Annotated in this window: 14 protein-coding genes and 2 pseudogenes; 4 read left to right on the top strand and 12 right to left on the bottom strand. The window is 58.6% G+C overall.

What is annotated here, in order from left to right; translation table 11 throughout:
* Positions 1 to 74 precede the first annotated feature (74 nt).
* Both JTM80_RS12950 and JTM80_RS12945 read right to left on the bottom strand, forming a co-directional pair.
* On the bottom strand, positions 75 to 545 hold the full coding sequence (locus JTM80_RS12950) for a Uma2 family endonuclease (protein WP_315874812.1): 471 nt from the start codon (positions 543 to 545) through the stop codon (positions 75 to 77).
* A gap of 78 nt (positions 546 to 623) precedes the next feature.
* Entirely contained in the window at positions 624 to 950 is a 327-nt protein-coding gene (locus JTM80_RS12945; protein ID WP_225906622.1) for a WYL domain-containing protein, read from the bottom strand.
* Positions 951 to 1,094: 144 nt separating this feature from the next.
* On the opposite strand from JTM80_RS12945, the pseudogene JTM80_RS12940 reads away from it, so the two are divergent.
* Positions 1,095 to 2,407: pseudogene (locus tag JTM80_RS12940) on the top strand (NF041680 family putative transposase).
* Positions 2,408 to 2,514: 107 nt separating this feature from the next.
* Here the strand turns inward: JTM80_RS12940 and JTM80_RS23600 are convergent.
* The 4 genes from JTM80_RS23600 to JTM80_RS12920 all read right to left on the bottom strand — a co-directional run bounded on the left by JTM80_RS23600 (position 2,515) and on the right by JTM80_RS12920 (position 6,806).
* A complete protein-coding gene (locus tag JTM80_RS23600) occupies positions 2,515 to 2,703 on the bottom strand; it encodes a hypothetical protein (protein ID WP_205369559.1) in 189 nt (62 codons plus the stop codon).
* A gap of 526 nt (positions 2,704 to 3,229) precedes the next feature.
* Positions 3,230 to 4,459, bottom strand: coding sequence for a DUF790 family protein (locus JTM80_RS12930; RefSeq protein ID WP_172356008.1), 1,230 nt, complete (start codon positions 4,457 to 4,459; stop codon positions 3,230 to 3,232).
* Positions 4,460 to 4,491: 32 nt separating this feature from the next.
* Entirely contained in the window at positions 4,492 to 5,265 is a 774-nt protein-coding gene (gene hisA, locus JTM80_RS12925; protein WP_172356010.1) for a 1-(5-phosphoribosyl)-5-[(5-phosphoribosylamino)methylideneamino]imidazole-4-carboxamide isomerase, read from the bottom strand.
* Positions 5,266 to 5,360: 95 nt separating this feature from the next.
* Positions 5,361 to 6,806 (bottom strand): glycoside hydrolase family 13 protein, encoded by a 1,446-nt coding sequence (locus JTM80_RS12920; protein ID WP_205369558.1) that lies wholly within the window; start codon positions 6,804 to 6,806, stop codon positions 5,361 to 5,363.
* A 240-nt stretch (positions 6,807 to 7,046) separates the two neighbouring features.
* On the opposite strand from JTM80_RS12920, the pseudogene JTM80_RS23480 reads away from it, so the two are divergent.
* Positions 7,047 to 7,306, top strand: a pseudogene (locus JTM80_RS23480) (DUF433 domain-containing protein); the annotation flags it as partial.
* Here the strand turns inward: JTM80_RS23480 and JTM80_RS23475 are convergent.
* The 5 genes from JTM80_RS23475 to ispE all read right to left on the bottom strand — a co-directional run bounded on the left by JTM80_RS23475 (position 7,283) and on the right by ispE (position 13,190).
* Entirely contained in the window at positions 7,283 to 7,393 is a 111-nt protein-coding gene (locus JTM80_RS23475) for a hypothetical protein (RefSeq protein WP_315874811.1), read from the bottom strand. The pseudogene JTM80_RS23480 and the gene JTM80_RS23475 sit on opposite strands and share 24 nt — an antisense overlap.
* 650 nt (positions 7,394 to 8,043) lie before the next feature.
* Positions 8,044 to 9,561 (bottom strand): cryptochrome/photolyase family protein, encoded by a 1,518-nt coding sequence (locus JTM80_RS12910; RefSeq protein ID WP_172356014.1) that lies wholly within the window; start codon positions 9,559 to 9,561, stop codon positions 8,044 to 8,046.
* A 15-nt stretch (positions 9,562 to 9,576) separates the two neighbouring features.
* Positions 9,577 to 9,915 carry a DUF3082 domain-containing protein gene (locus JTM80_RS12905; RefSeq protein WP_172356016.1) on the bottom strand — a complete coding sequence of 113 codons (339 nt, stop codon included), beginning with the start codon at positions 9,913 to 9,915 and terminating at the stop codon, positions 9,577 to 9,579.
* 122 nt (positions 9,916 to 10,037) lie between these two features.
* Positions 10,038 to 12,164: a patatin-like phospholipase family protein gene (locus tag JTM80_RS12900; protein ID WP_205369556.1), complete on the bottom strand. Its 2,127-nt coding sequence runs from the start codon at positions 12,162 to 12,164 to the stop codon at positions 10,038 to 10,040.
* An 81-nt stretch (positions 12,165 to 12,245) separates the two neighbouring features.
* Positions 12,246 to 13,190: a 4-(cytidine 5'-diphospho)-2-C-methyl-D-erythritol kinase gene (gene ispE, locus JTM80_RS12895; RefSeq protein WP_172356020.1), complete on the bottom strand. Its 945-nt coding sequence runs from the start codon at positions 13,188 to 13,190 to the stop codon at positions 12,246 to 12,248.
* A 417-nt stretch (positions 13,191 to 13,607) separates the two neighbouring features.
* Here ispE and JTM80_RS12890 point away from each other — a divergent pair, with 417 nt between their 5' ends.
* Positions 13,608 to 16,370: an AAA family ATPase gene (locus tag JTM80_RS12890; protein ID WP_205369555.1), complete on the top strand. Its 2,763-nt coding sequence runs from the start codon at positions 13,608 to 13,610 to the stop codon at positions 16,368 to 16,370.
* Here JTM80_RS12890 and JTM80_RS12885 read toward each other — a convergent pair.
* Positions 16,354 to 17,346 (bottom strand): arsenic resistance protein, encoded by a 993-nt coding sequence (locus tag JTM80_RS12885; RefSeq protein WP_205369554.1) that lies wholly within the window; start codon positions 17,344 to 17,346, stop codon positions 16,354 to 16,356. The genes JTM80_RS12890 and JTM80_RS12885 overlap by 17 nt on opposite strands.
* 518 nt (positions 17,347 to 17,864) lie before the next feature.
* On the opposite strand from JTM80_RS12885, the gene JTM80_RS12880 reads away from it, so the two are divergent.
* Positions 17,865 to 20,960, top strand: coding sequence for a CHAT domain-containing protein (locus JTM80_RS12880; protein WP_205369553.1), 3,096 nt, complete (start codon positions 17,865 to 17,867; stop codon positions 20,958 to 20,960).
* Positions 20,961 to 21,231: the final 271 nt, after the last annotated feature.

The following is a 21,231-nucleotide window of genomic DNA, read 5'->3' as shown; positions in this document are numbered from 1 at the left end:
TCAAGGCTTTGTTACTGAGCGCCATCTGTATGGAGACGTGCCAGGCATATTCTGATTATGGGGGCACACCCCACTCAACCAAAAATTTCCGCAGGAGTGAGCGAAAAGACGGGCACAACCGTCGATTGAATGGATTCTGCCTCGCCGTAAACCCGGTCTTCGTACTGACCATTGACCCAGAGGCACAGCGTCACCTGTCGGGTTTCGGGATCGACAATCCAATATTCCGCGATGCCGCGAGCCGCGTACTCGGTGCGTTTGTGGCGATAGTCGCGGTCACGATTGACCTGACCAGGGCTAACCACTGCCACCACCAGCGCCGGGGGCGGCATGTCGCGGGTAATGGTGGCGCGGGAGGCACCCACCATAGCCGCCTTTGACTCCTCCGTATGCACCAGTAGATCGGGAATCCGCGCTGTGGCCTGCCGCCCGGTCACTTCAATTTCTGTATCTTTATAGGCTAAAAGAGCGATAGGCAGGTGTTTCGCAAATTCAAACAACAGCTTGCGGGCAATATCGTTGTTTGCTTCAGATTCGGGGGGCATTTCGACCAGCGCTCCATTCACCAATTCATAGCGAGTATCTGTTGCTCGTTGGGGCGATCGCCACTTAACATGGCTGGGTTAGTCGGCATTGTATTGCTCAATCATGTCCAGGAGTTCTTGCTTAAAGCGATCGCGCACTGCCTCTGGCGACACAATCACACACTCAGAGCCATAGCGTCGTACCTCGCGAAAGAACCAGAACGTGTTGTGAATGCGGCGAACAACTCGTCGAATTTGCTGCTCAGGCAGCCACTCGTTGGTCAGATCCGCCCCCGTTTTTGTGCGATAGCCAAGAGCCAGCCCCCGCCTCAGATGAAGCTCAATCTCGATGTGGCTTAACTCTGGTTGCCATTGACCGTCGGCAGGAGCAATGACGGCTTCATCCGGGATTCGATCCAGCCGCAATGACCGATTGTGCCGCAGTGGTTCAATATCCTGGTTCCCCTCTGTCTCATCGCACTTTAGTTTGGACTAATGGTGAAGAGGAAGGCAGTCAATGAGAAGCACCGACTGCCGTAAGGTCAATGAAGTACAACCAACATTGACCCCATGATTTTCAACGAACTTCAGCAATTTCGCCAAACGTTGTATGCCAGCTTGGGAAACGCCAGAGATGCCCTGTTTGATCTGATGGATGCCGTGTTAGTGAGTGCGTGCATCGTGTCGTTTGTGAGGCTATCGCAGAGTCCTGTCTTTCGTCGCCAGTGGTCGAGCCCCTATGAAGCGTTGCGCGATAGCCGCCTACCCCGATCAAAGGTGCTGAAGCTGTTGGTGCAGCAGATACCGACTCAGCAGCAACCGTTGTTGGCAGGTGATGCGAGTCGGTGGAACCGTCCTGCTGCCAGGCGTTTGAAAGACCGCACCTTATCAGGCAGAACAGGACATGCCCCGATAGCCGGACAAAACTACAGTACCTTAGCCTGGATTGCTGAAGACAGGGGCAGTTGGGCATTACCATTGCGGCATGAGCGCATCACCAGCTTTGAAACACCCGCCAGTAAAGCGGCATTCCAACTCAAACAAGTGACTCGGCAGTTAGCGGTGCGTCCGTTGGCGATCTACGACCGAGGGTACGGCAATGCCAGTTTTGTCAACCAAACGGCAGGGATTGAGGCAGACTTGCTGCTGCGGGTTACATCCAATCGATGTGTCTATGGCGCGCCCCCAGCGTATCGAGGGCGAGGCGCACCTGCCAAGCATGGACATAAGATGAAACTCAATGACCCTGACACTTGGAGTGTCCCGGTCGAAACCGTTGAAGTCGATGATCCCAACTGGGGACGAGTGCGGGTCAGTCGTTGGAGTGCATACCATTTCCGCAAATCCCCAAACGGGCAATGGAAGTGTTGCGCGTGGAGGTGCTGGAGACACAGAGCAGCACGCGACGCTTGGCTCCTTTGTGGTTAGTTTGGCTGGGTGAGCAGATGCCTCCGTTAGAAACCCTGTGGTTGCACTACCTCCGTCGCTTTGCCATTGAACACTGGTATCGCTTTGCCAAGCAGAGGCTATATTGGACACATCCCCAGTTCAGTTCTGTATCGGCAACCGAACAGTGGAGCAGCCTGATGCCGTTGCTCAGTTGGCAGTTGTGGTTAGCGCGAAAGGACTGTACTGACCACCCCTTGCCCTGGCAGGCACCGCAAGAAACGTTGACTCCGGGTCGGGTCGCACAAGCGTTTGCAGGCATTTTGGCAGCGATTGGCACCCCTGCTCCTGCGCCTAAACCTCGTGGTAAATCGCCAGGACGAGGCAAGGGGCACAAGCCAACTCCTCGTCCCTGCTATCCGATGGTCAAAAAACGAGCCTCGAAACGCAAGACATCCGAACAATCCCTGAACAGTCCGGTTGCAACAGCAGCTTAACTGCGAGCAGGATTGTATCCAATTCCTTAAGTTCAACTGTTATGAACGGTTGAGCAGATTCTTTATGGCATCCTGTTGAGCATTATTGTGATGCCAGTTAGTCCAAACTAAAGATCGCACCAGCAGTCGAGATATTGGCGATCTTCGTGGCGCTCGATCTTGGCGTGGCGTACAGTAAAGTTCCACAGGCGATCGGCAGCATCTTGATAGACCAGCTTAAAGGGTCGGTGCAGCCGAATGCAGCGATCGAGGTCAGTGCGCCAAGGGGGCGGTGGGCTGGTTGACCCAGCGCTCAATTTCTTGACGCAGCGGGTGGCTCAGTTCGCTTCGTTCTAGGAGCAACTGGGCTAGCTCTAAGGCTTCGTTGATCTGACCCGCGTCTTTGAGCAAATTCAGCGCTTTGTTACAGGTATCGATGCGATCGCGGATCCAGTCGTGGTTTACCGCCAGCCGCAGCTACCTTTACGACTTGGGCATTCCTGAAGAACAGAGCATTCGTAGAGTGCATCTCGCTTTTGCGATGAGTATAAGTGCGATGCGGCAACGCTGAGATGAGTCTGATAACTTTCGTGATTATGTTGATGCTGCTTTTAGAAAATATCCTGACGTGACTGCGTAGAGCTATATTTTTGTCGCAAAACCCAAAAATCCCTTCCAGGGATTGAAACGGCTCCTAGAGCTTGGTGGACAGCCGATTCAGCAGGTCGCAAAACCCCCACATCCCTTCCAGGGATTGAAATCGAGATTGATGCTCTCGTAACTGACAACTATAGAACTCGTAACTGGCAACTGTAGAAATAGTACCCGATCTGGATCTGTAGGCTAAGGGCTGCTCTCTTCGAGGGCCGCCAGCACCGCTTTGGGCTGGAGCTTGTCTTTGAACCAGACGATGCGGGCGGGTGCGTCCTGCGGCTTCACCCCCGCTTTTTCCAGATTCAGCCGTTCGGAAATCGCCAGGATTAGGTTCTCGCAGCCCGACTGCCGCACCTGCGAAAACTTTTTGCGGAGATACTCTGGTCGCCAGTAGCCGACAATTTCCAGCAGTACCGATCGCCCGTCAGGATGCACCAGCCGAAAGTCCGGAATCATCACGCTGCCGGGAATCGGGATCAGGTCTACCTCGCGCTCCAGTCGCCAGTCGGTTTTCAGGGCATCCCAGCGTTCGGCAAAGGCAGACTCCAGCATACTGTCGTAGGGTTTGCCCGGTGGATAATGGCTCACCAGTCCGCAGTCGGAATCCAGCGCAAAGCGGCGCGGCCGCACTTCGCCCGTGTAAGTGTCGCGCCATTGCAGTTCAGCGTTCAGGCTCCATTTGGTGACGTGCAGCAGAGCAGGCAGCAGCTTGGCAATGTCGGTGCCGTAGCGGGTGCTATTGCCAAACAGGCTGGCGGGCCCGTCGATGGTGATGGTGAAGCCGTGATCCGCGTCGCCCTCGATGTAGGCCATTAGCCCAAAGAGCTTGAGATAGCGAAACAGCAGCTTGTATTCGCCGGGATCGTTGCGATGGGCAGTGAGGATGAGGTGGCTGGCTTTATAAAACACGCCCTGCACCTGAGACAGGTTGTAGCGGTGCAGGAGGGCATCGGGCGTGGGCGGCTCAAAGCGGCTGAGGATGCGGTTTTCGGACAGGTCGGCATAGAGTCCGGCGCGAATGTGGTCGGGGAAGACTTCGCGCTCTAGCTCGGCGCTGAGTTGGGCCGCCAAGGTTTGGAGGGTTTGTTCGGTGGCTGGGGGCGAGGGGACGCGCTGCGCCGCTATAGCAAAGACACGCTCTCGCAGTTGTCCTGGCTCTAGGGGGCTGACAATTTCAAAGGTGCTGAAGGCCTCACTTTTGAGCAGGTGCGCCAGTCCCCGCTTGACCTTGAAATCCGTTTCTTCGCCTTCCATTTCGCGGAGTTGGCCGTCCAATTCGCCCTGGGTTTTGCCAACGTGCTGCTGGAACTGGTCGATCAGGTCGATGGCGATCGCCCGATTTGGGTCATTCAGCGCCAATCGTTTCGGCTCTAGGCTTTCGCCGCGGGGTCGGTGGATCAGCAGGTCAGAAGGCAGCATCGGGGGACAGGGCGAGACGGGCGATCGGGCAATCAGGCAAAGGTTGAGAAGCCGAGGTCGGGAGGCACATCCTGCCAGCGGCCCTGGCCCACGGCACGAACCGCATCCCGGAGCGACAATGCGCCCGTGTAGAGCGCCCGCCCCACGATCGCCCCCGTCACCCCCATCGGCTCCAGTGCCATCAGCCCCATCAGGTCGCTGGTCGAGCTAATGCCGCCAGAGGCAATCACAGGAATCGCAATGGCATTGGCCAGTTCTCGCAGCGCCTCGCGGTTGGGCCCTTGCAGCGTGCCGTCGCGGTGGATATCGGTATAGATGATGGCGGCTGCGCCCAGGTCGGCCATCTGCTGCGCCAGGGGAATTGCGTCTACTTCTGAGGTTTCTAGCCAGCCGCGAGTGGCCACCTTGCCGTTTCGGGCATCAATGCCGACGATGATTTGCCCCGGAAACTCCTGGCACAGTTGCGCGACCAAATCGGGATTTTCCACAGCCACCGTGCCCAAAATGGCCCAGCGCACGCCCAGCCCCAGCACCTCCGCCACACTTTGGCGATCGCGCAAGCCGCCCCCCACCTCGACCGGAATCGACACCGAGCGGGCGATCGCCTCAATCACGTCCCCATTCACCACATGCCCCGCCTTGGCTCCATCCAGATCTACCAGATGCAGCCGCGTTGCGCCCTGCGCCACCCACTCCTGCGCCACCAACACCGGATCATCATGAAACACCTCCGACTGGGCATAGTCGCCCTGATAAAGCCGCACACAGCGGCCGTCGAGGAGGTCAATAGCAGGGATTACGTCCATGAGGGGGTCAGGGAATGCTTCAGATCATTTCAGTTTTTCATCATCCGTTTTTCATCATCCCACGATCTCATCATCACCCCAACACCAGCTCATCATCACCCCAACACCAGCCCCGATCGCCCCGGCAGCCGCAGGGTCAACTGACCTTCTGTAATGTGAAACTCGCCTGCACCCCAGAGGTGGCGATCGACAGGATTGGTGGGCAGGGTGTCGGCGGTGAGGGTGACTTCGGCGGGGTCGAGGCCAGCGTTGACGGCGACCAGCAGCGAGTCCTGGCCCAGCGTGCGCGAGAAGACGTAGCAATGCCCCACGGCGGCGAGGATGCGATAGTCGCCCGTGCGGAGGGCCGGATGACTGTGGCGCAGGGCGATTAGTTCGCGGTGATAGGCCAGCGCGTCGCGATCCCACTGGTCGGGGGTGGGGAAGCCGCGCCGACAGTCGGGGTCGCTGCCACCCGGTAGCCCCACCTCGTCGCCATAGTAAATGCTGGGCGCACCGGGAAAGGTGAGCAGCAGCAGGGTCGCAAGCTTCACGCTGTCGCGATCGCCCTGAGCAATCGAAATCAGCCGGGCCGTGTCGTGGCTATCCAGCAGGTTCAACTGCGTTAGGTGAATCTCCCAGGGATAAAGGTCAAGCAGTTCCTGGATTTTGGCGGCATAGCCTACGGCATCCAGCGCCGGATAGGGACGATAGGAGCGATTTTCCACCAGGGGCAAATCCACGCGATCGCCCGCCGCAAACGCAATCGTCGGCGCAGTGAACAAATAATTCATCACGCCGTCGAACTGCGTACCATCCAGCCAGTGCCGTGCATCTTCCCAGATCTCGCCGACAATATAGGCTTCGGGGTTGACCGCTTTGACGCGATCGCGAAATTCCTGCCAGAACCCATCGGCTTTAATCTCATTGGGCACATCCAGCCGCCAGCCGTCTACGCCCCGCTTGATCCAGTATTCGCCAATTTGCATCAGGTATTCCCGCACGGCAGGGTTGTCGTGGTTAAACTGGGGCAGCGCCCGCAGCCCCCACCAGCTTGCATAGTTGGCAGGCTTTTCGTCGTCGTAGGCCGAGAGCGGCCAGTCGTGAATGCGGAACCAGTCTACCCAGGGCGATCGCGACCCGTTTTCCAAAATATCGTTAAAAAAGAAAAATCCCCGGCTGGAATGATTGAACACGCCATCCAGCAAAATACGAATGCCTTGGCTGTGGGCAGAGGTGAGCAGCTTCTCTAGTGCCTCATTGCCCCCCAGCAGCGGATCGACCTGATAGTAGTCGTGGGTGTGATAGCGGTGGTTGCTGGCAGACTGGAACACGGGCGTAAAGTAGATAGCCGTAACGCCCAGATTTTGCAAATAGTCAAGCTGATCGACTACGCCCCAGAGGTCGCCGCCCTTATAGCCGTGGAAGGTGGGCGGTGCGTCCCACGGCTCTAGCGCAGCCGAGCTAAATACCGGATGAAGCTGGCTGCTGCGGGCAAACCGATCAGGAAAGATTTGGTAGAAAACGGCGTGTTTTACCCAGTCAGGTGTGTGGATGGACATGAGCAACGAGAACAGGGGGTAGAGGTGGGGGTCAGGGCTTTAGAACAGCGGTCTGTTTCCGGGTCTATGTCCCCGACACCCGAACTATGCCACAAGCCACCGAAATGCTGGGTCTATCAGTTGGATCAATTAACGATCTGTCGGTGGAGACGATTATAGACCCACTCAGCTATCGTGTCCGATACGGTGGATAGCGTGGGCTTGGAGAAGGGGCAATAGTTCGCGCAACGAACTATCCGTATACTGTCCGAGATCGTCCGAGGTGACGAAATTCTGAGTCAGGGGTCAATATTTGGGAAACGCGGACTTCGACGAGGGCGATCGCCGAAACATGGCGGATGGGCGTCGCGCCAGAGGAGATTCCCGTCGGGATGCCGCACCTGACGTTAGCGCAGGTCTTCAGCGCGTTGACCTACTACAGCGACCATCCAGCAGAAATCAACCGCTACATTGAGCAAAACCGCATTCCCGACGAGTTAATTGATCCGCTGGTGAAATCTATATTCACCGATGCCAGCCAAGTCTGTAGCAAGGGCCGACTCATCGTAGTCGAAGACAACAATATTCCTCTCAACCAGCAGATCCATAAAAGACAAACGATTTAGCCCCGAAAGTTCAGCGGCTTTGCCGAGCGACAGCTTTTTTTCTGAAAGAAGGCGATCGCCGCCAAAAGACGAATTTGCCGCCCCAAATCAGACGGTGGCTTGACTGGCTGCCAGTTGCGCGTTGATCAAAGTGAAGGTTCTCGATAGGTCGGTAATGCCAGCCCACTCTGCGGTTTCGGCTGCGGTGAGGCTGTCGGTTTTCTGTTTTTCCAGGAGGGTTTCCAGGCGGCTTTGCAGGTCGTCGGTAAAGCGAAACAGGCTAAAGTTGCCGACTGGCTAAAGGCGGATGCCAGTCGGCAAAAACGAGGAGGGCTGGATCATCAGTTGGGGTGTCATTCGATTCCCTCAAACTTACTTGCTTTTATTGTAGGTCGGTTGATTACGCCATGAAATCAAACCATAGAGACCTTTGGAGTGAATCTAGGGGGCGATCGCCCATCACACTCTCTTAGCATCCAGGAGGAATTCTCGATTTCAACACCGAAATCAGTGTAGGGATTTCGTTTTGAACAACATCCCAAACAATAGGGCACCTCGATTAATTGCCTTATTGAGAATTTTAGAAGTCTGAAACCCTTGTTTTCTCGTAGCCATTCTCAAGAGGTTCTGAATTTTTCGAGGTGCCCGCCAATTTAAACTAGATAAGAATGCTGCTCGTGCCATCCTTTGGCGTGTTGGCGGATGGCTTGGAGTTCTTCGGGGGGCATTTTGTCGAGGTTGGCGAGGATGAGGTTGATGCGGCCCTGGGATTTTAGCTGGGCGCGGTGGCGATCGAGGAAGTCCCAATAGAAAAAGTTGAACGGACAGGCGTTTTTGCCCGTGCGCTGTTTGGGGTCATAGCGACAGCCTTTGCAATAGTCGCTCATTTTGTTGACGTAGTTGGCGGAGGCGGCATAGGGCTTGGAGGCGAGGATGCCGCCATCGGCGAAGAGTCCCATGCCAATGACGTTCGTCTGCATCACCCAGTCGTAGGCATCGATGAAGGCGGCGTGAAACCAGTTTTCGACTTCCTGCGGCGAGAACCCAGCAATCAGCGAAAAGTTCGCCAGGATCATCAGCCGCTGGATGTGGTGCGCGTAGCCCGTGCGTTCGACTTGGCGGAGGGTTTGGCGGAGGCAGTTCATGTCGGTCTGGGTCGAGTCCCAAAAGAAGGCGGGCAGCGGCTGAGTATGCTGAAACCAGTTGCGCTGGGCGTAGTCTGCCTCGACGTGATGGTATAGCCCGTACATATACTCGCGCCAGCCGAGCACTTGGCGGATGAAGCCTTCAACACTGCTGAGGCTGAGGGCTTGTTTGTGGTAGGCGCGTTCGGCGGCGTGGATCACCTCCAGCGGACGCAGCAGCCCCAGGTTCAAATAGGGCGACAATAGCGCGTGCCACATGGTGTCTTCGCCCGTCACCATTGCGTCCTGGTAGGGGCCAAAGGTGGGCAGGCGCGTGGCGATGAAGTGATCCAGGACTTGCAGCGCGTGCGATCGCCCCACACCCCAGCGAAACGGCTCCAGTTCTCCGTAGGTGGGGCAGTCCAATTCCCGCACTTGCTGCATCACCTCACGGGTCATTGCGTCCGGCTCAAATTCTAGCGGCGCGGGCGGGTTCAGCTTGCCCTTGGGCGGTTTGCGATTGTCTTTATCAAAATTCCATGCGCCGCCGACGGGCTGCTTGCCCTCCATCAGCACACCAAAGCGCTGCCGCCCTTCGCGATAGAAATATTCCAGCAGCAGGTTCTTGCGACCCTTGGCCCAGGCAGCAAAATCGCCATCTTGCCAGAGGAAGTGGTTATTGGGCAACAGGTTCAGATCGCACGGCAAGTTGAGGGACTGGATGAGGTGCAGGAAGGGGCGATCGCCCGGTGTCATCACCCGCAGTTCCGTAATGCCGTTCGCCTCGATCCAACCCACCAGCGGCGACTCAAAATCTTCGGCGGTTTCGTAGGTGACGGGCCAGCCCGCCTCGCGCAGTTCTGCCGCAAAGTGGCGCATGGCAGACCACACCAGCACCAGCTTTTGCTTGTGATAGGGACGCAGCCGCACCCAGCCCAGCGACTCGATCAGGATGACGGGCGTGTTTTCCGCTTGCTCAGCACGGCTTTGCAGCGCCGCCTGCCTCTGCCAAAGCTGGTCGCCCAGCACCCAGATGCCAATGGTCATAGTTGGGAGAACGCCCTACGCATCCGACTGCTTGGGCTGAAATAGAAGCTGAATCCCCAGCGCCACCAGCCCCACCGCCGCAATGCCAAACGTCACCAGCGCCAGACAGCTCATCCCCAGCACCAGCGTCCGCACGGCCGAGCCAATGCTCACTGCCAGGGAATTGCCCGCAGGCAGCGGCTTGGCAGCAAAGGTGCTGTGGATGGAAACGGTGAGGAAATAAAGCGCAGTGGCGATCGCCCCTGAAATAGCAGCCCCCGTCCAGCAGCGCAGGGGGGTCGGCGGTGTCTCATCTGCCACTAGGGGGAGAGGCTTCTTTTTAGCAGTCTCTTGAACAGGGTTAATCTCTGCCATGTCGCGAACCTCACTTGAGCCTTGCTAGTGATGATCTTACAGGATGGAACGAGAAGGGGAGGATGGGAATTTAGACTTGCGTCCTGGTACCCTCCTCCCCTCCTCGCATCCCGTCATCGGCTCTAAAGTTCTGGCATCGTCCGCAGCACGGTCTTTGGCTGAGGGAGCTTCTCATCTAGGGCAGGGGCACACGCCCAGAAAGTCGTCACCGACTGGCGCATCCGCTCAACGCATTCCCTGGCCTTCTTGGCGTGGATGTCATCAGGATAGGCATAGGGATAGCTGGCGTGGTGGGTTGTCAGAGTTTCATAGTCGAACTTTTTCGTAGAAAAGGCGACTGCTTCGAGCTGCGTCAGCCGTTCTTCCAATAGCCCCATCAGCACCCGGAACCGCACCCACTGGTGATCCTCAAACTTGAACTCCTTAATGAGCTTATCGCCTGCGGTTTTGCCCTTGTTCATCACGCCCTCAATCGTAGCCTTGTCCATTGCCAGGTTGAGGCCGCCTTCGTCGTGGGCCAGGCGCACCTGGGCAATTCGTTCGCGATAGCCAGGTAGCCCGGCCAGACTGGTGTCTCGATAGTTTTGTGCGGTCTGGAACATTTGCCACGCAAAGGCCAGCAGGTTCGACTGCAAATCGACCCATTCGGGAGCCTGACGATCGTTGGGGCGCGGCAGAAACACATCCTGATTCAGCACACGGCCGCTTTCCTGCGATCGCTCTTCTTGCAAATTGGGCGAGTTGGGCGTGACGCTCAGATAATCCGGATTGATCGTGCGCGTCGCGCCCGTGCCAAATCCAGGTCTGACTTGCAGCGCATCTTCCGACACCGACCCCAGGTTGATGCCAAAGGTTGGGCGCGTGGGCAGCCACGAGTCAAAAAAGTGAATCGGGAAGTTGCTGCAAATGCCGCCATCGCTGAACCAGTTTTGCTGCAAATCTTTGGAATTTTTCGTCAGGTCTACTCTGATCACATCGCCCGGCTGGTGGCGATTGAGGCACGACTGGGACACCGTGTAGAGCGGCACCGCGCTAATCAGCACCGGAAAGCTAAGGCTCATGCGCGTTGCCACTACCACAGGCAGATCGTCGGGATCGGGCAGAAAGTAATAGCCCTTTGGCAGGTCATACTGCGGCCGCTGCCCCGCCTTTTCGACCAGATGCTTGACCACATTGCTGGGAAACAGCTTGCTAAATTCCTCCGCCTTAAAAATAAAGCGATGGTCGGGTTCAAAGGGCAGGGTGTAGGGGCGATTGTGGCTGAGATTGGAGGTGACCACGCGCAGGTCGATGTTGTATTTACCGTTATCGCAGTCGGGCAGATCTCCGTTTGGCAGGGGCTTCTTTCGCAGGTCGCCAAAGGTGAGCGGTCGCCCGGTTGGATCTAGCCCCGCCAGATTGTTGATGTTGACGCTGAGCCAGTCCGTCAGCGCAATGGGGTTGGGGTCTGGCCCATTTGCTTCAGGCATATGTCCGGTGCAAATGCCAAACAGATTGGTGGGCAGCATTTTGAACAGCGCCGTGTACAAATCCACCGCGCCCGCCGCCAGCGTGCCCACGCCCAGCAGCCGATCCAGCCCGATGAACATCACCGCCAGCACGCCCACCCCCAGCAGGTAGTCGCCCAGCGCCACCGAGTTGCCCGTCAGCCAGCCTGCAATGCCAAAGGCGATCGCCGCCAGAGTTCCCAGCACCAGCGCCAGCACCGCGCTACCCAGCAGTCCCCAGAGGGTTCCCTTGCGGGCACTGGCGGGGCTGGTGCGGCGGGTGATGTCGAGCAATTCCTGTATCCGCTGGAGCCAGGATTTTCTGGGTTTCGAGCCTTGGGCGCTGGCGGCTCTGCCCGATTTGCCCGTTTTGGGGTCGGGCGTGATGCCCAAAATCGCCATCAGCGCGTCCATCAGCGGTTTCAGCGTCGGTTCTGGCTGAAACAGGCTGAGCAAGAATCCTTCTTGGCAAAGCTGTTGACTGAGCGTGTCGAGTCGGTCGAATCCGCTGGGCTGTCCGTCCCAGGCTGTTTCCCGGCCAAACTCGGCGGCGGCCGTCACCGCAGCGGCGATCGCCCCAGCGGAGGTTCCCCCCACGCTGCGAAAGCGATACTTCCCCTCGCCGGCCAGTTTGCAAATTGCGGGCGGATAGACAATGCCGCTGGTGATGCCGCCTTTCATCACCAGGTCACATTCCTGCTCTGGGGTAAGATAGCGGGTTTCAGGCGCTTCGGATGCAGCCGACGGTTGGGCTTGGGACATGGATCAACTCCTTAAAGGGGGCATGGAGAGCGCCAGACAGCGCTGTTCCTTGCATACCCATCTAATACCCCAAATTTCGGATTACGGTGCCAAATGGATACCTTTCGCAATCAACTGGCCCACCCAAATTTCCAAGTCTGGGTCGGGCTGCTGTTCGCGCAGGGCCGCCGTCAGCGCTTCGGCCCGCGCCTGGGAATGGGCCAGCCCAAACACCGTTGATCCCGACCCCGACATCAGCGCCCCTGCCGCCCCCAGATCGAGCAACTGCTGCTTTAGCGCCGCCACCTTGGGATAGTCGGGAAAAACCACACGCTCGAAATCGTTGTAGAGCAGTTCGGGAATTTTGGAGCCGTCGCGCTGGGCGATCGCCCCCACCATTGGCCCGGCGTGAACCCGCTCTAGCCGCTGCTGGAGCGAGTCGGTATCGCGGGCATAGGTTCCTTCAAACCGCTGGCGATAGGTTTTGTAGGCCCAGGCGGTGGAAATGGGCAGGCTGCGATATTTTGCCAGCACCACCCAGAGATAATCCACACTGGGCAGCGGGTCGAGCTGTTCGCCCCGGCCCGTGGCGATCGCCGTTCCGCCGCCAATGCAAAAGGCCACATCCGACCCCAACTCGGCCGCCAGTTCTTGCAGTTCCATCCGGGTCAGACCCAGCCCCCACATCAGATCCAGCCCCACCAGCACCGCCGCCGCATTGGTCGAGCCGCCCGCCAGCCCCGCGCCCACAGGAATCCGCTTGTGCAGCGTCATATCCACCCCGCCAAACTGGGCGTAGGCCTTGGGAAACCGCTGCGCCATTAGCACCGCCGCCTTGTGCGCCAGATTGTTCTCATCGGCGGGAATCTCCGGCGAGTCGCAACTGAGGCGAAACTGCTCGATGCCATTTGCCCGCAGATCCACCCAATCCGCCAGCGACACGCTCTGCATCACCATCGCCAGTTCGTGATACCCATCGGGGCGATCGCCAATGATTTCCAGATAAAGATTGATTTTGGCCGGGGCAATTAGAGAATAAGAGCGCATTCTAGGGGTTGGGGGGTTCGGGATACCCCTGCTAAAGTGAACAAATGAACTAACCACTGATCCTGGCGGTTTATCCTGGCCATTTCAATAGTCATTTCAATGGCTATTGAAAGTCGATGGGCAGAACCCTCCGCAGATCCAGTAGGATGTGTTAGCAGATCCAGTAGGATGTGTTAGCACCAGCGGAACGCATCAAAGCCTTGCGGGGCAGTGCGTTACGGCTACGCCCACCAGCACCCTACAAGACTCATCTTCTCATCTCTAGCGCCGGGGGAACCGGCCTGGCTTCTGGTTCCCTGGCTTCCGGTTCATCAGAGCCGCCCTCGTTTCCCCGCAGTCCCATATTTCTTCGCATATCTCCCTTCGCGTTTCTCCCTTCGCATTTCTCCGCATTTCTCTTTTCCCGCCGCTGCCACCATGCAACTCCTCAGCCTCACCCTGACCAATTTCAAATCCCATCGCGATCGCCATGTGGTGTTTCAACCGGGGACAAACGCGATTTGCGGAGAGAATGGGGCAGGCAAGACGAGCATTTTGGAGGCGATCGCCTGGACGCTGTTTGCCTATCAGGGGCCCTATCGCAAAGAGGATCTGATTCGCAACGGCGAAAAAAGTGCCCAGGCAAGAGTTGCCTTTGTCTCGCGGCAGGACGGGCGCACCTACGAAGTCGAGCGCTGCACCGCCAAAGGCTACGTCATTTACGACCCGCAGCTTGGGCAAAAGCTCCCCTATCGCAACCTTGAGGCAGAGGTGCTGCCCTGGCTGCGGCAACAGTTGGGCGTGGCGGGCGGCACGGATTTATCGCAACTGTTTGCCAACACCATCGGCGTGCCCCAGGGGACGTTTACCGCCGACTTTTTGAAGGCGACAGAAGACCGCAAGCGCGTCTTCGACAGCATCCTCAAAGTCGAGGAATACAAACAGGCAAACCAGAAAATGCTGTCGCTGGAAAAGTATGCCAAAAGCGAGGTCGAAGCTCTAGAGCGCGACATCGCCCGCTATGAAGAAGCGCTTCAGGATTTGGGGGCGACCCAGCAGCGCCAGCAGACTGTGACCCAGGCGATCGCCACGGCCGAGGCCACGCTGACCCAGCTAGAAGCAGACCTCGCAACCCTGCAAGCCGAGAAGGAGGCGCTAGCGGCCCTGGCGAACCAGGTGCAGCAGGCAGAACTGCGGCTGCAAACGCTGACCACGCAAATCGCAGCCCAGCAGCAGACCAACCAGGTGCTAGAAACCTCGGTGCAAAAGGCGGAGGCTGCCCTGGCGCAGTGCGAGGTCCATCGAGCTAGCTATGCGGCCTATCTCCAGGCCGAGGCGACGCTGAAGCAGTTGAACGAGCAGCTTAAACAGCGATCGCCCCTGGTCAAACAGCGTGATGCTCAGCAGAAAGCCCTGGCCGCCGGCCAAGCCGCACTCACCCGCCTGAACCTGCAACTGGAAGCCCTGGCGCAAGCACAGCAGCAGTTGCAAGCCCTCCAACCGGGAATCGCGCAGCAGGCAGAACTGGAAGCGCAGCAGGCCGCAGTTGCGGAGTCGCTGAACCAGCTTCAGGCCATGCGGGTAGAGGAGCGATCGCTCTTATCCCAACAGGGAAAGCTGCAAGAAAACCTGGCGGAACTTGCCCAAGACCTTCAGCGACTGCAAGCGTTGGCCGAGAACTTGGCGGATGTATCCAGCCTGGAGCAGCAGCGCGATCGCCTGCAAACCCAACTTAGCCGCCTCGAGGCGGCCCGCCAGTTTGAGGGCGAGTTGCAAACCCTGCTAACCGGGGCAGAGCAGCAGCGCGATCGCCATCGGGCACAAGCCGCAGCCGCCCTAGACACCTTACGCCAGATGCAGGCGGGAATGCCCCTGCTGGCAACCGATGCCGTAGATGCCGTGCTGCAAGCGCTCCAAGAGGGTATTGACCTGAATTCGGAACTACTGAGCAACATTCGAGCCATTCTGACCGATCTGGCCGCACAGACCGACGCAGAGGCAATTCGCAAACAGATTCAGCAGACGAAAAAGGCGATCGACGCGGCCTATCGCCAGCGGGCGGAAGTGGACAATTTACCCGCCCAGCAAGCGCAGCAGCAGCGGCTCCAGGGCGAGTTGCAGCAGGCTCAGTCGCGGCTCCAGCAGCTTCAGCAGGCCCTCCAGGCAGAAACAGCCACCAAAGAACGGCGATCGCACCTGATCCAAGCCCTCAGCGACCTGGGCGATCCACGGGGGCGCAGCCAGCTTTTGCAGCAAGACCTGGCCCAGCAGCCAACGCTCCAGGCGCAGTACGAGCGGCTGAAAAGCTCGCAGGCAGACGCAGCAGCGGCGATCGCCCAACTGGAGGCCCAGCTTGCCCAGTTTGCCGAGTTGGAAACCCAGATAGACACGCAAACCGCAATTCGCCAGCAGCACCAGGCGGGCTACCAGCTTTTTCTGCAAGCCCAAGCCACGGCGGAACCATTGCCCAGCCTGCAACAGCAGCTTCAGGCGGCGATCGCCCAGGTGGCGACCCTGGAAGCCGAACGGGCCCAGGTACAAGCAGAACTGGACGCACTACAACAGCGCTATGACCCGCAGCGCTGGCATCAGGTCGAAGCCGACTATAGCGCCAAACGCAGCCAGGCAGACCAAATCAGCGGTGGCTTGCCGCCCCAGCGACAACTGTTGGCAGAGCTAGACCGCAAGCTGGCAGAACTAGGGGCGATCGCCGCCCAGCGCGACCAAGCCCAGCACGACCTGAAGCAGCGCAAGCAAAACCATAAGTTCGTCGTCTTTGCCCGCAAAACCTACAAAGACGCGGGCCCCCGCATCACCGCCCGCTATGTGCAGCAGGTATCTCAGGAGGGCGATCGCCTGTTTCGAGAGCTAATGAACCGCCCCAACCTGTCGCTAGAGTGGACGGCGGAATACGAGATTCTGGTGCGCGAGGGAGGCTACACCCGCCGCTTTATCAATCTTTCGGGGGGCGAGCAGATGTGCGCGGCGCTGGCGGTGCGGCTGGCCCTGCTGCGCGTGGTGGCAGATCTAGACATGGCCTTCTTCGACGAGCCAACGACCAATATGGATCGCCCCCGCCGCGAGAGTCTGGCTGAGGCGATCGCCAATCTCAAGTCCTTCCGCCAACTCTTCGTCATCAGCCACGACGACACCTTCGAGAAAGTCACCGAAAACGTGATTCAAATTACCCGCGAGGGTTAAACAACTCCTCTTGAGAGCGGCTTCTGAACAACCGAGCAGGCACCCACCACAGATAAACCATCATGCCCGCCAGCTCGACTAGGGGCTGAATCACCACAATTGTGACGACCACCGACCAATCCTCGGACAGCGCCAGGGCAAACGGCAGCACCACAAAAGAATTGCGAGTCCCGATGCTAAATGCCAGCGTGCGGCTTGCGGTTCGCTCCAATTGCAGCCATCGCGCCAGCCCCACGGCAAAATATCCCGCCAAGATGAGATACACCACAAAAATGAGGATGACCGGCCCCAAAGACCGAATCTCCGCCCCCTCCAGACTCCCCACTTGGGAGGCAGCAATCAGCCAGAGAACCAAGGTTAACAACGGAATGGGCAGCCAGCCCGCCAGCCTCAGCCAGCGTTGCCCAACGGCGTGCCGTTTTGCCCAGGTTTCCGTCAGCGCAGCCAGCCCCATCGGCAGCAAAATCAGTTTGATAAACGTGTCTAGGAAGTCGGCTGGATGAATCGCGCTGCGGATTAGGCTCCCGGTAAACAAGGACAGATACACGGGCAGCAGCAGGCTTTGAAGCAGCAGCAAAACTGGCGTTGCCGCAATGGCCAAGTTAAGATTGCCTTTTCCCAAATAAGTAAACGTCAGGAACCAGTCGGTGCATGGAACTAGCAGCACCAGCAGCACACCAAACTGGAGCTTGGGATCGCTCAGCAAGAGGTGGGTGAGAAACCAGACCACCCCAGGCACAAGCACGAAATTTGCAGCAATGAGCGCCAGCATAAACCGCCGACTTCGGAAGACCTCTCGCAACTGCGTCAGCGGCACCTGACAGAAGGTGGTATACAGCAGAACTCCCAGAACCAGGTTAATCAGCATTTCTAGACCCTGGGCCCGCTCAGCATTCTGCCAGCCCCAGACACCTCCGCTGATTAGGGCAAGCGGGTAGAACCAGATTTGATATCGCTCCAGCGTTAATTTAGTCATTTCGTCACTTGCATTCTGTCACTTGCATTCCGCCACTTGGCAACTTTTTCTTGCTAGGCTGCGTCTAGCCAATTGGGCATTCTAGATGTCATGGGCCTTCGGCGGGCCGATGGGGTACAGTGCCACAAACGGGCGATTCCCGTGGGGATCGCTTCGCGAATCGCCCCTCACCCACCGTCGGAAATGGCTTCGTTGGGCTTTATGCGATTCTGTCGCAAGGCCACGCGAACAGCGCTATTCTGGATCTAGAAGCAGGGACAGACTACCACACGTTTTATCAAGCGGTTTGCTCCGCACGACGGCTGGCTAAATTGGGTCACCCTCAGGCATTGCAGCGCAACCTCTGGCGCGTCGTTGGGCAACACTGCACGAGCTATCTCGCGATGGGCTTTTTTGCGGGTGCGTTCGCCCTAGGTGTGGATAACACGAGTCTCCTGGCTTCTGGGACTTTGGCTAGCGATCGCCCCACATCAGATGGAAAGCCCCTATCCATCACACATTAGGGAAGCGCTACAGCCGTGACTCAGGAGTTTCATCTTTCCGTAACCCCTGTGGGCAATGACGAGTATCTGGTGCGAACCGAGCGGGTTGCGCCGGGTGTGCCGTTGGCGGAGGAGCAACTCCGCTGGACAGTAGAAGAATGGCTGGCGCTGGCGCGGCAGTTGATGGATGACCCGCTGCTGGGGCTGCTGCGGGGGCACGGATTTTATCGAGTGGGTGGGTTTGAGCTGCCGCGTCGATCTGAGTATGAGAACGAGCTGCCCGTCAGCCTCACAGAACTGGGCGAAACGCTGTATCACGCGCTGTTTCAGGGAACGCTGCGGAATAGCTGGATGATTGCACGGGGCATTGCCCAACACCAAGGCGAAATGCTGCGGCTGCGGCTGGGGCTGAAGGGGTCGCGCCTGCCCCGGCTGCCGTGGGAGGTGATGAACGGGGGCGATCGCGACAGTTTGGGCAATCTGCGCTATCCCATCGCCACGGGAACCGATGTCGTGTTCTCGCGCTTTCAAACGGGCATCCAGGTCATGGGGGGGCGATCGCTCCGTCCCCTCAGCCCCACGCAGCCCGTCCGCATCCTCATGGTGGTCGCCACGCCCACCGATCAGGAGCGGCTAGAGCTAATGCGCGAAGCCATGCATTTGCAAGAAGAACTGCGGCGACCCGCCGGGCCAGGTTTGGAAGGACTGGGCACGCATCCCCAGCTAGAACTGACTGTGCTGGAGCAGCCCGGCCGCGAAGAACTGACCCACGCCCTAGAGCAGGGACATTTCCATATCTTGCACTACGCAGGCCACAGCAATCTGGGCGCATCCGGCGGCAACCTGTACCTAGTCAACTCGCGCACAGGACTCACAGAAACCCTCAGCGGCGACGATCTGGCCGGGCTACTGGTGAATAACGACATTCGCCTGGTGGTGTTCAACTCCTGCCGGGGCGCACACACCGCCGTTCCCGCTGCTGGATCGTCTGCCGAAGCCCAGCCTGCCCAAGACACGCGTAACCTGGCCGAAGCGCTGGTCAGCCGGGGCATTCCCGCTGTGCTGGCGATGGCCGAAAAGATTCCCGACGACGTAGCGCTGACGCTGACCCGCCTGTTTTATCGCAACCTGCGGCGGGGCTTCCCCATCGACCTCAGCCTCAGTCGGGCGCGGCAGGGACTAATCTCGTCCTACACGTCCAATCAACTGTATTGGGCGCTGCCCGTGCTGTACCTACATCCTGCGTTTGACGGATACCTGGTGTCGGGCGATTCGCGAAGCGATCCCTGCGGGAATCGCCACCATATCAATCCCGCCGATCGGTTGCAGCAGTTTCCCCCCTCCTATGACCTGCCGCTGCTGGCCGGGGAGGAGCCATCTTTGGTGCTGTCGCCGTCGAGACTGCTAGAGCCAGATTTGGAACTAGATTTGGAGACTGATGAGGATTTTGAACTCATTTCGCGGGCGGTGCTGCTCGATCACGACTGGGCCTCGCCAGGGCTGGAATTCGACAATCCGTTTCATTTCGATGCGCCCGTCGCCACCGAAAACCCGTTTGATTTTGACTTTGCCAGCAGTGGCAGCCTGGTAGAAGTGCAGCCCACCAGCAGCGAACGGGTAGACGAGGCGGCAGAGTCCAGACTCGCCCAGTGGCCGATTCATCATCCGGGTGCTGGCTTATTTACCCTCGGACGGTATGACCAAGAGCCATCTGCTCCAGCAGAGGGACTGGGTACGGCGGATCAACCAGCAGCAGCGGGGCAATTCGCGAAGCAATCTTTAGGGGAATCGCCCGTGGAACTTCCTGGCGGCTATCTGGGTCGGCTGCTGGCACAGCACGCAAATCCGTCAGACCACAGCACCGCCCCAACCTCCCTCAGTCTGTCTTCTGCCCCCGCTCCCCAGCAGACCGAAACGGCGAGTGCCGCCAATGCCGCAGACCTGTTGCAGCAGCTAACCCCCCGCCCCGTTGACCTGATGAACGTGGCCACCGACGCGACTCAGGATGCCCGCCCGGTGGATGCGCCCGTGTCTCCAGCGGCGACCTATCGGTGGCTGGCTAGCCATGCGCCTGCTACCTCACCGGACTCTTCAGAAGCGGCTGCGCCACCGCAGGATTCCCAGCTAGATTCCCACCAGCAGACGGCTACACCCCAGGATTCTCACAGAGCGATTACGCCTGTAGACACGATTCCCACGGCCGACCGCATTCCGGCGCTGCGGGACAGCCGGGCAGCCCATCCCGCCCGCAAACCTGGCCGACTGCAAAAGCAGCACATCCTGCTGCCGCTGGCGGGTGCAGGCGCAATGGCGATCGCCCTCTCCTCGTTTCATTACACGATGGGACTGCTCCGCCGCGAGCCATCACCTGCTGATTTGCTGCCGCCGATGGACAGCGCCTATACGCCCAGCGTGCCGCCGATGCCCGTTGGCACGACTGAAACCAGCCAGCTTGCGGGCGCGGCTATCTTGAACCTGAAGCGCGAAAATCTGCCCGAAGCGGAAAAGGCGATCGCCCAACTGCTGGATCAAAATGCGCTGCTGGATGCCAAAGTCGCCCTCGACGCAGTGCCCTCCGAATGGCGCAATGCCAGCTATCCCGAACTGATGTTTTTGATGGGGCGACTGGGATGGCAATGGCAGCAGCAGGAGGGAAATATCTACAGCGTGGACGACGTACAGCGGTTTTGGAAACTGGCGGCCGAAGGACGGCCCGATGCCGCCGCCTACTGGAATGCGCTGGGCTTTGCCCACTATGCCAAGGGTGAGTCTGTAGACGCGGCGCGAGTCTGGTGTCGGGCGGCGGCGCTGATGCTGGCACAGCCGATTCCCGACTCGGTGGACGCAGCAGACGACCGCGCCGCCCTCAACTGTCCGCCGCCGATTCAGTCTGTCACCAATCCCGAAGCGCTGACCGCCTACGCTGGCGTGGCGCTGGCCTTGCAACAGGCAGCCCTCGATCCCAGGTTTTCTCAGGGTGCAACCGAGCTACTGAAACGGTCTGCCGCATACTATCAGATGGTAATGCTGAGCAATCCAGCCAGCTTCGATCAAACGGCGCTAGCAAAGAACTGGCTATGGACTCCGGCGACGCTAAAAGACTGGGCGGCGCTGGGCAGTCGGCGACCTTAGCTGCGGTGAGTCTGCAATCTGTAGACCCTGCAACCTGTGAGTTTGCCACCTACGAGTCTGCAACCTATGAATCTGCATCTGTGAGTTTGCCACCTACAAGTCTGCAACCTGTGAATCTGCATCTGTGAGTTTGCCATCTACGAGTTTGCAACCTGTGAATCTGCATCTGTGAGTTTGCCATCTACGAGTTTGCCATCTGTGCGTCTGCAATCTGTAGACTCTGCGACTTAGGTAGACTCTGCAACTTAGGAAGACTCTGCGGCTTAGATAT

Source organism: Thermoleptolyngbya sp. PKUAC-SCTB121 (assembly GCF_016919485.1).
GTDB lineage: Bacteria > Cyanobacteriota > Cyanobacteriia > Elainellales > Elainellaceae > Thermoleptolyngbya > Thermoleptolyngbya sichuanensis.
The sequence above is the reverse complement of the archived record's forward strand: the minus strand, read 5'-3'. Positions and strand labels throughout refer to the sequence as shown.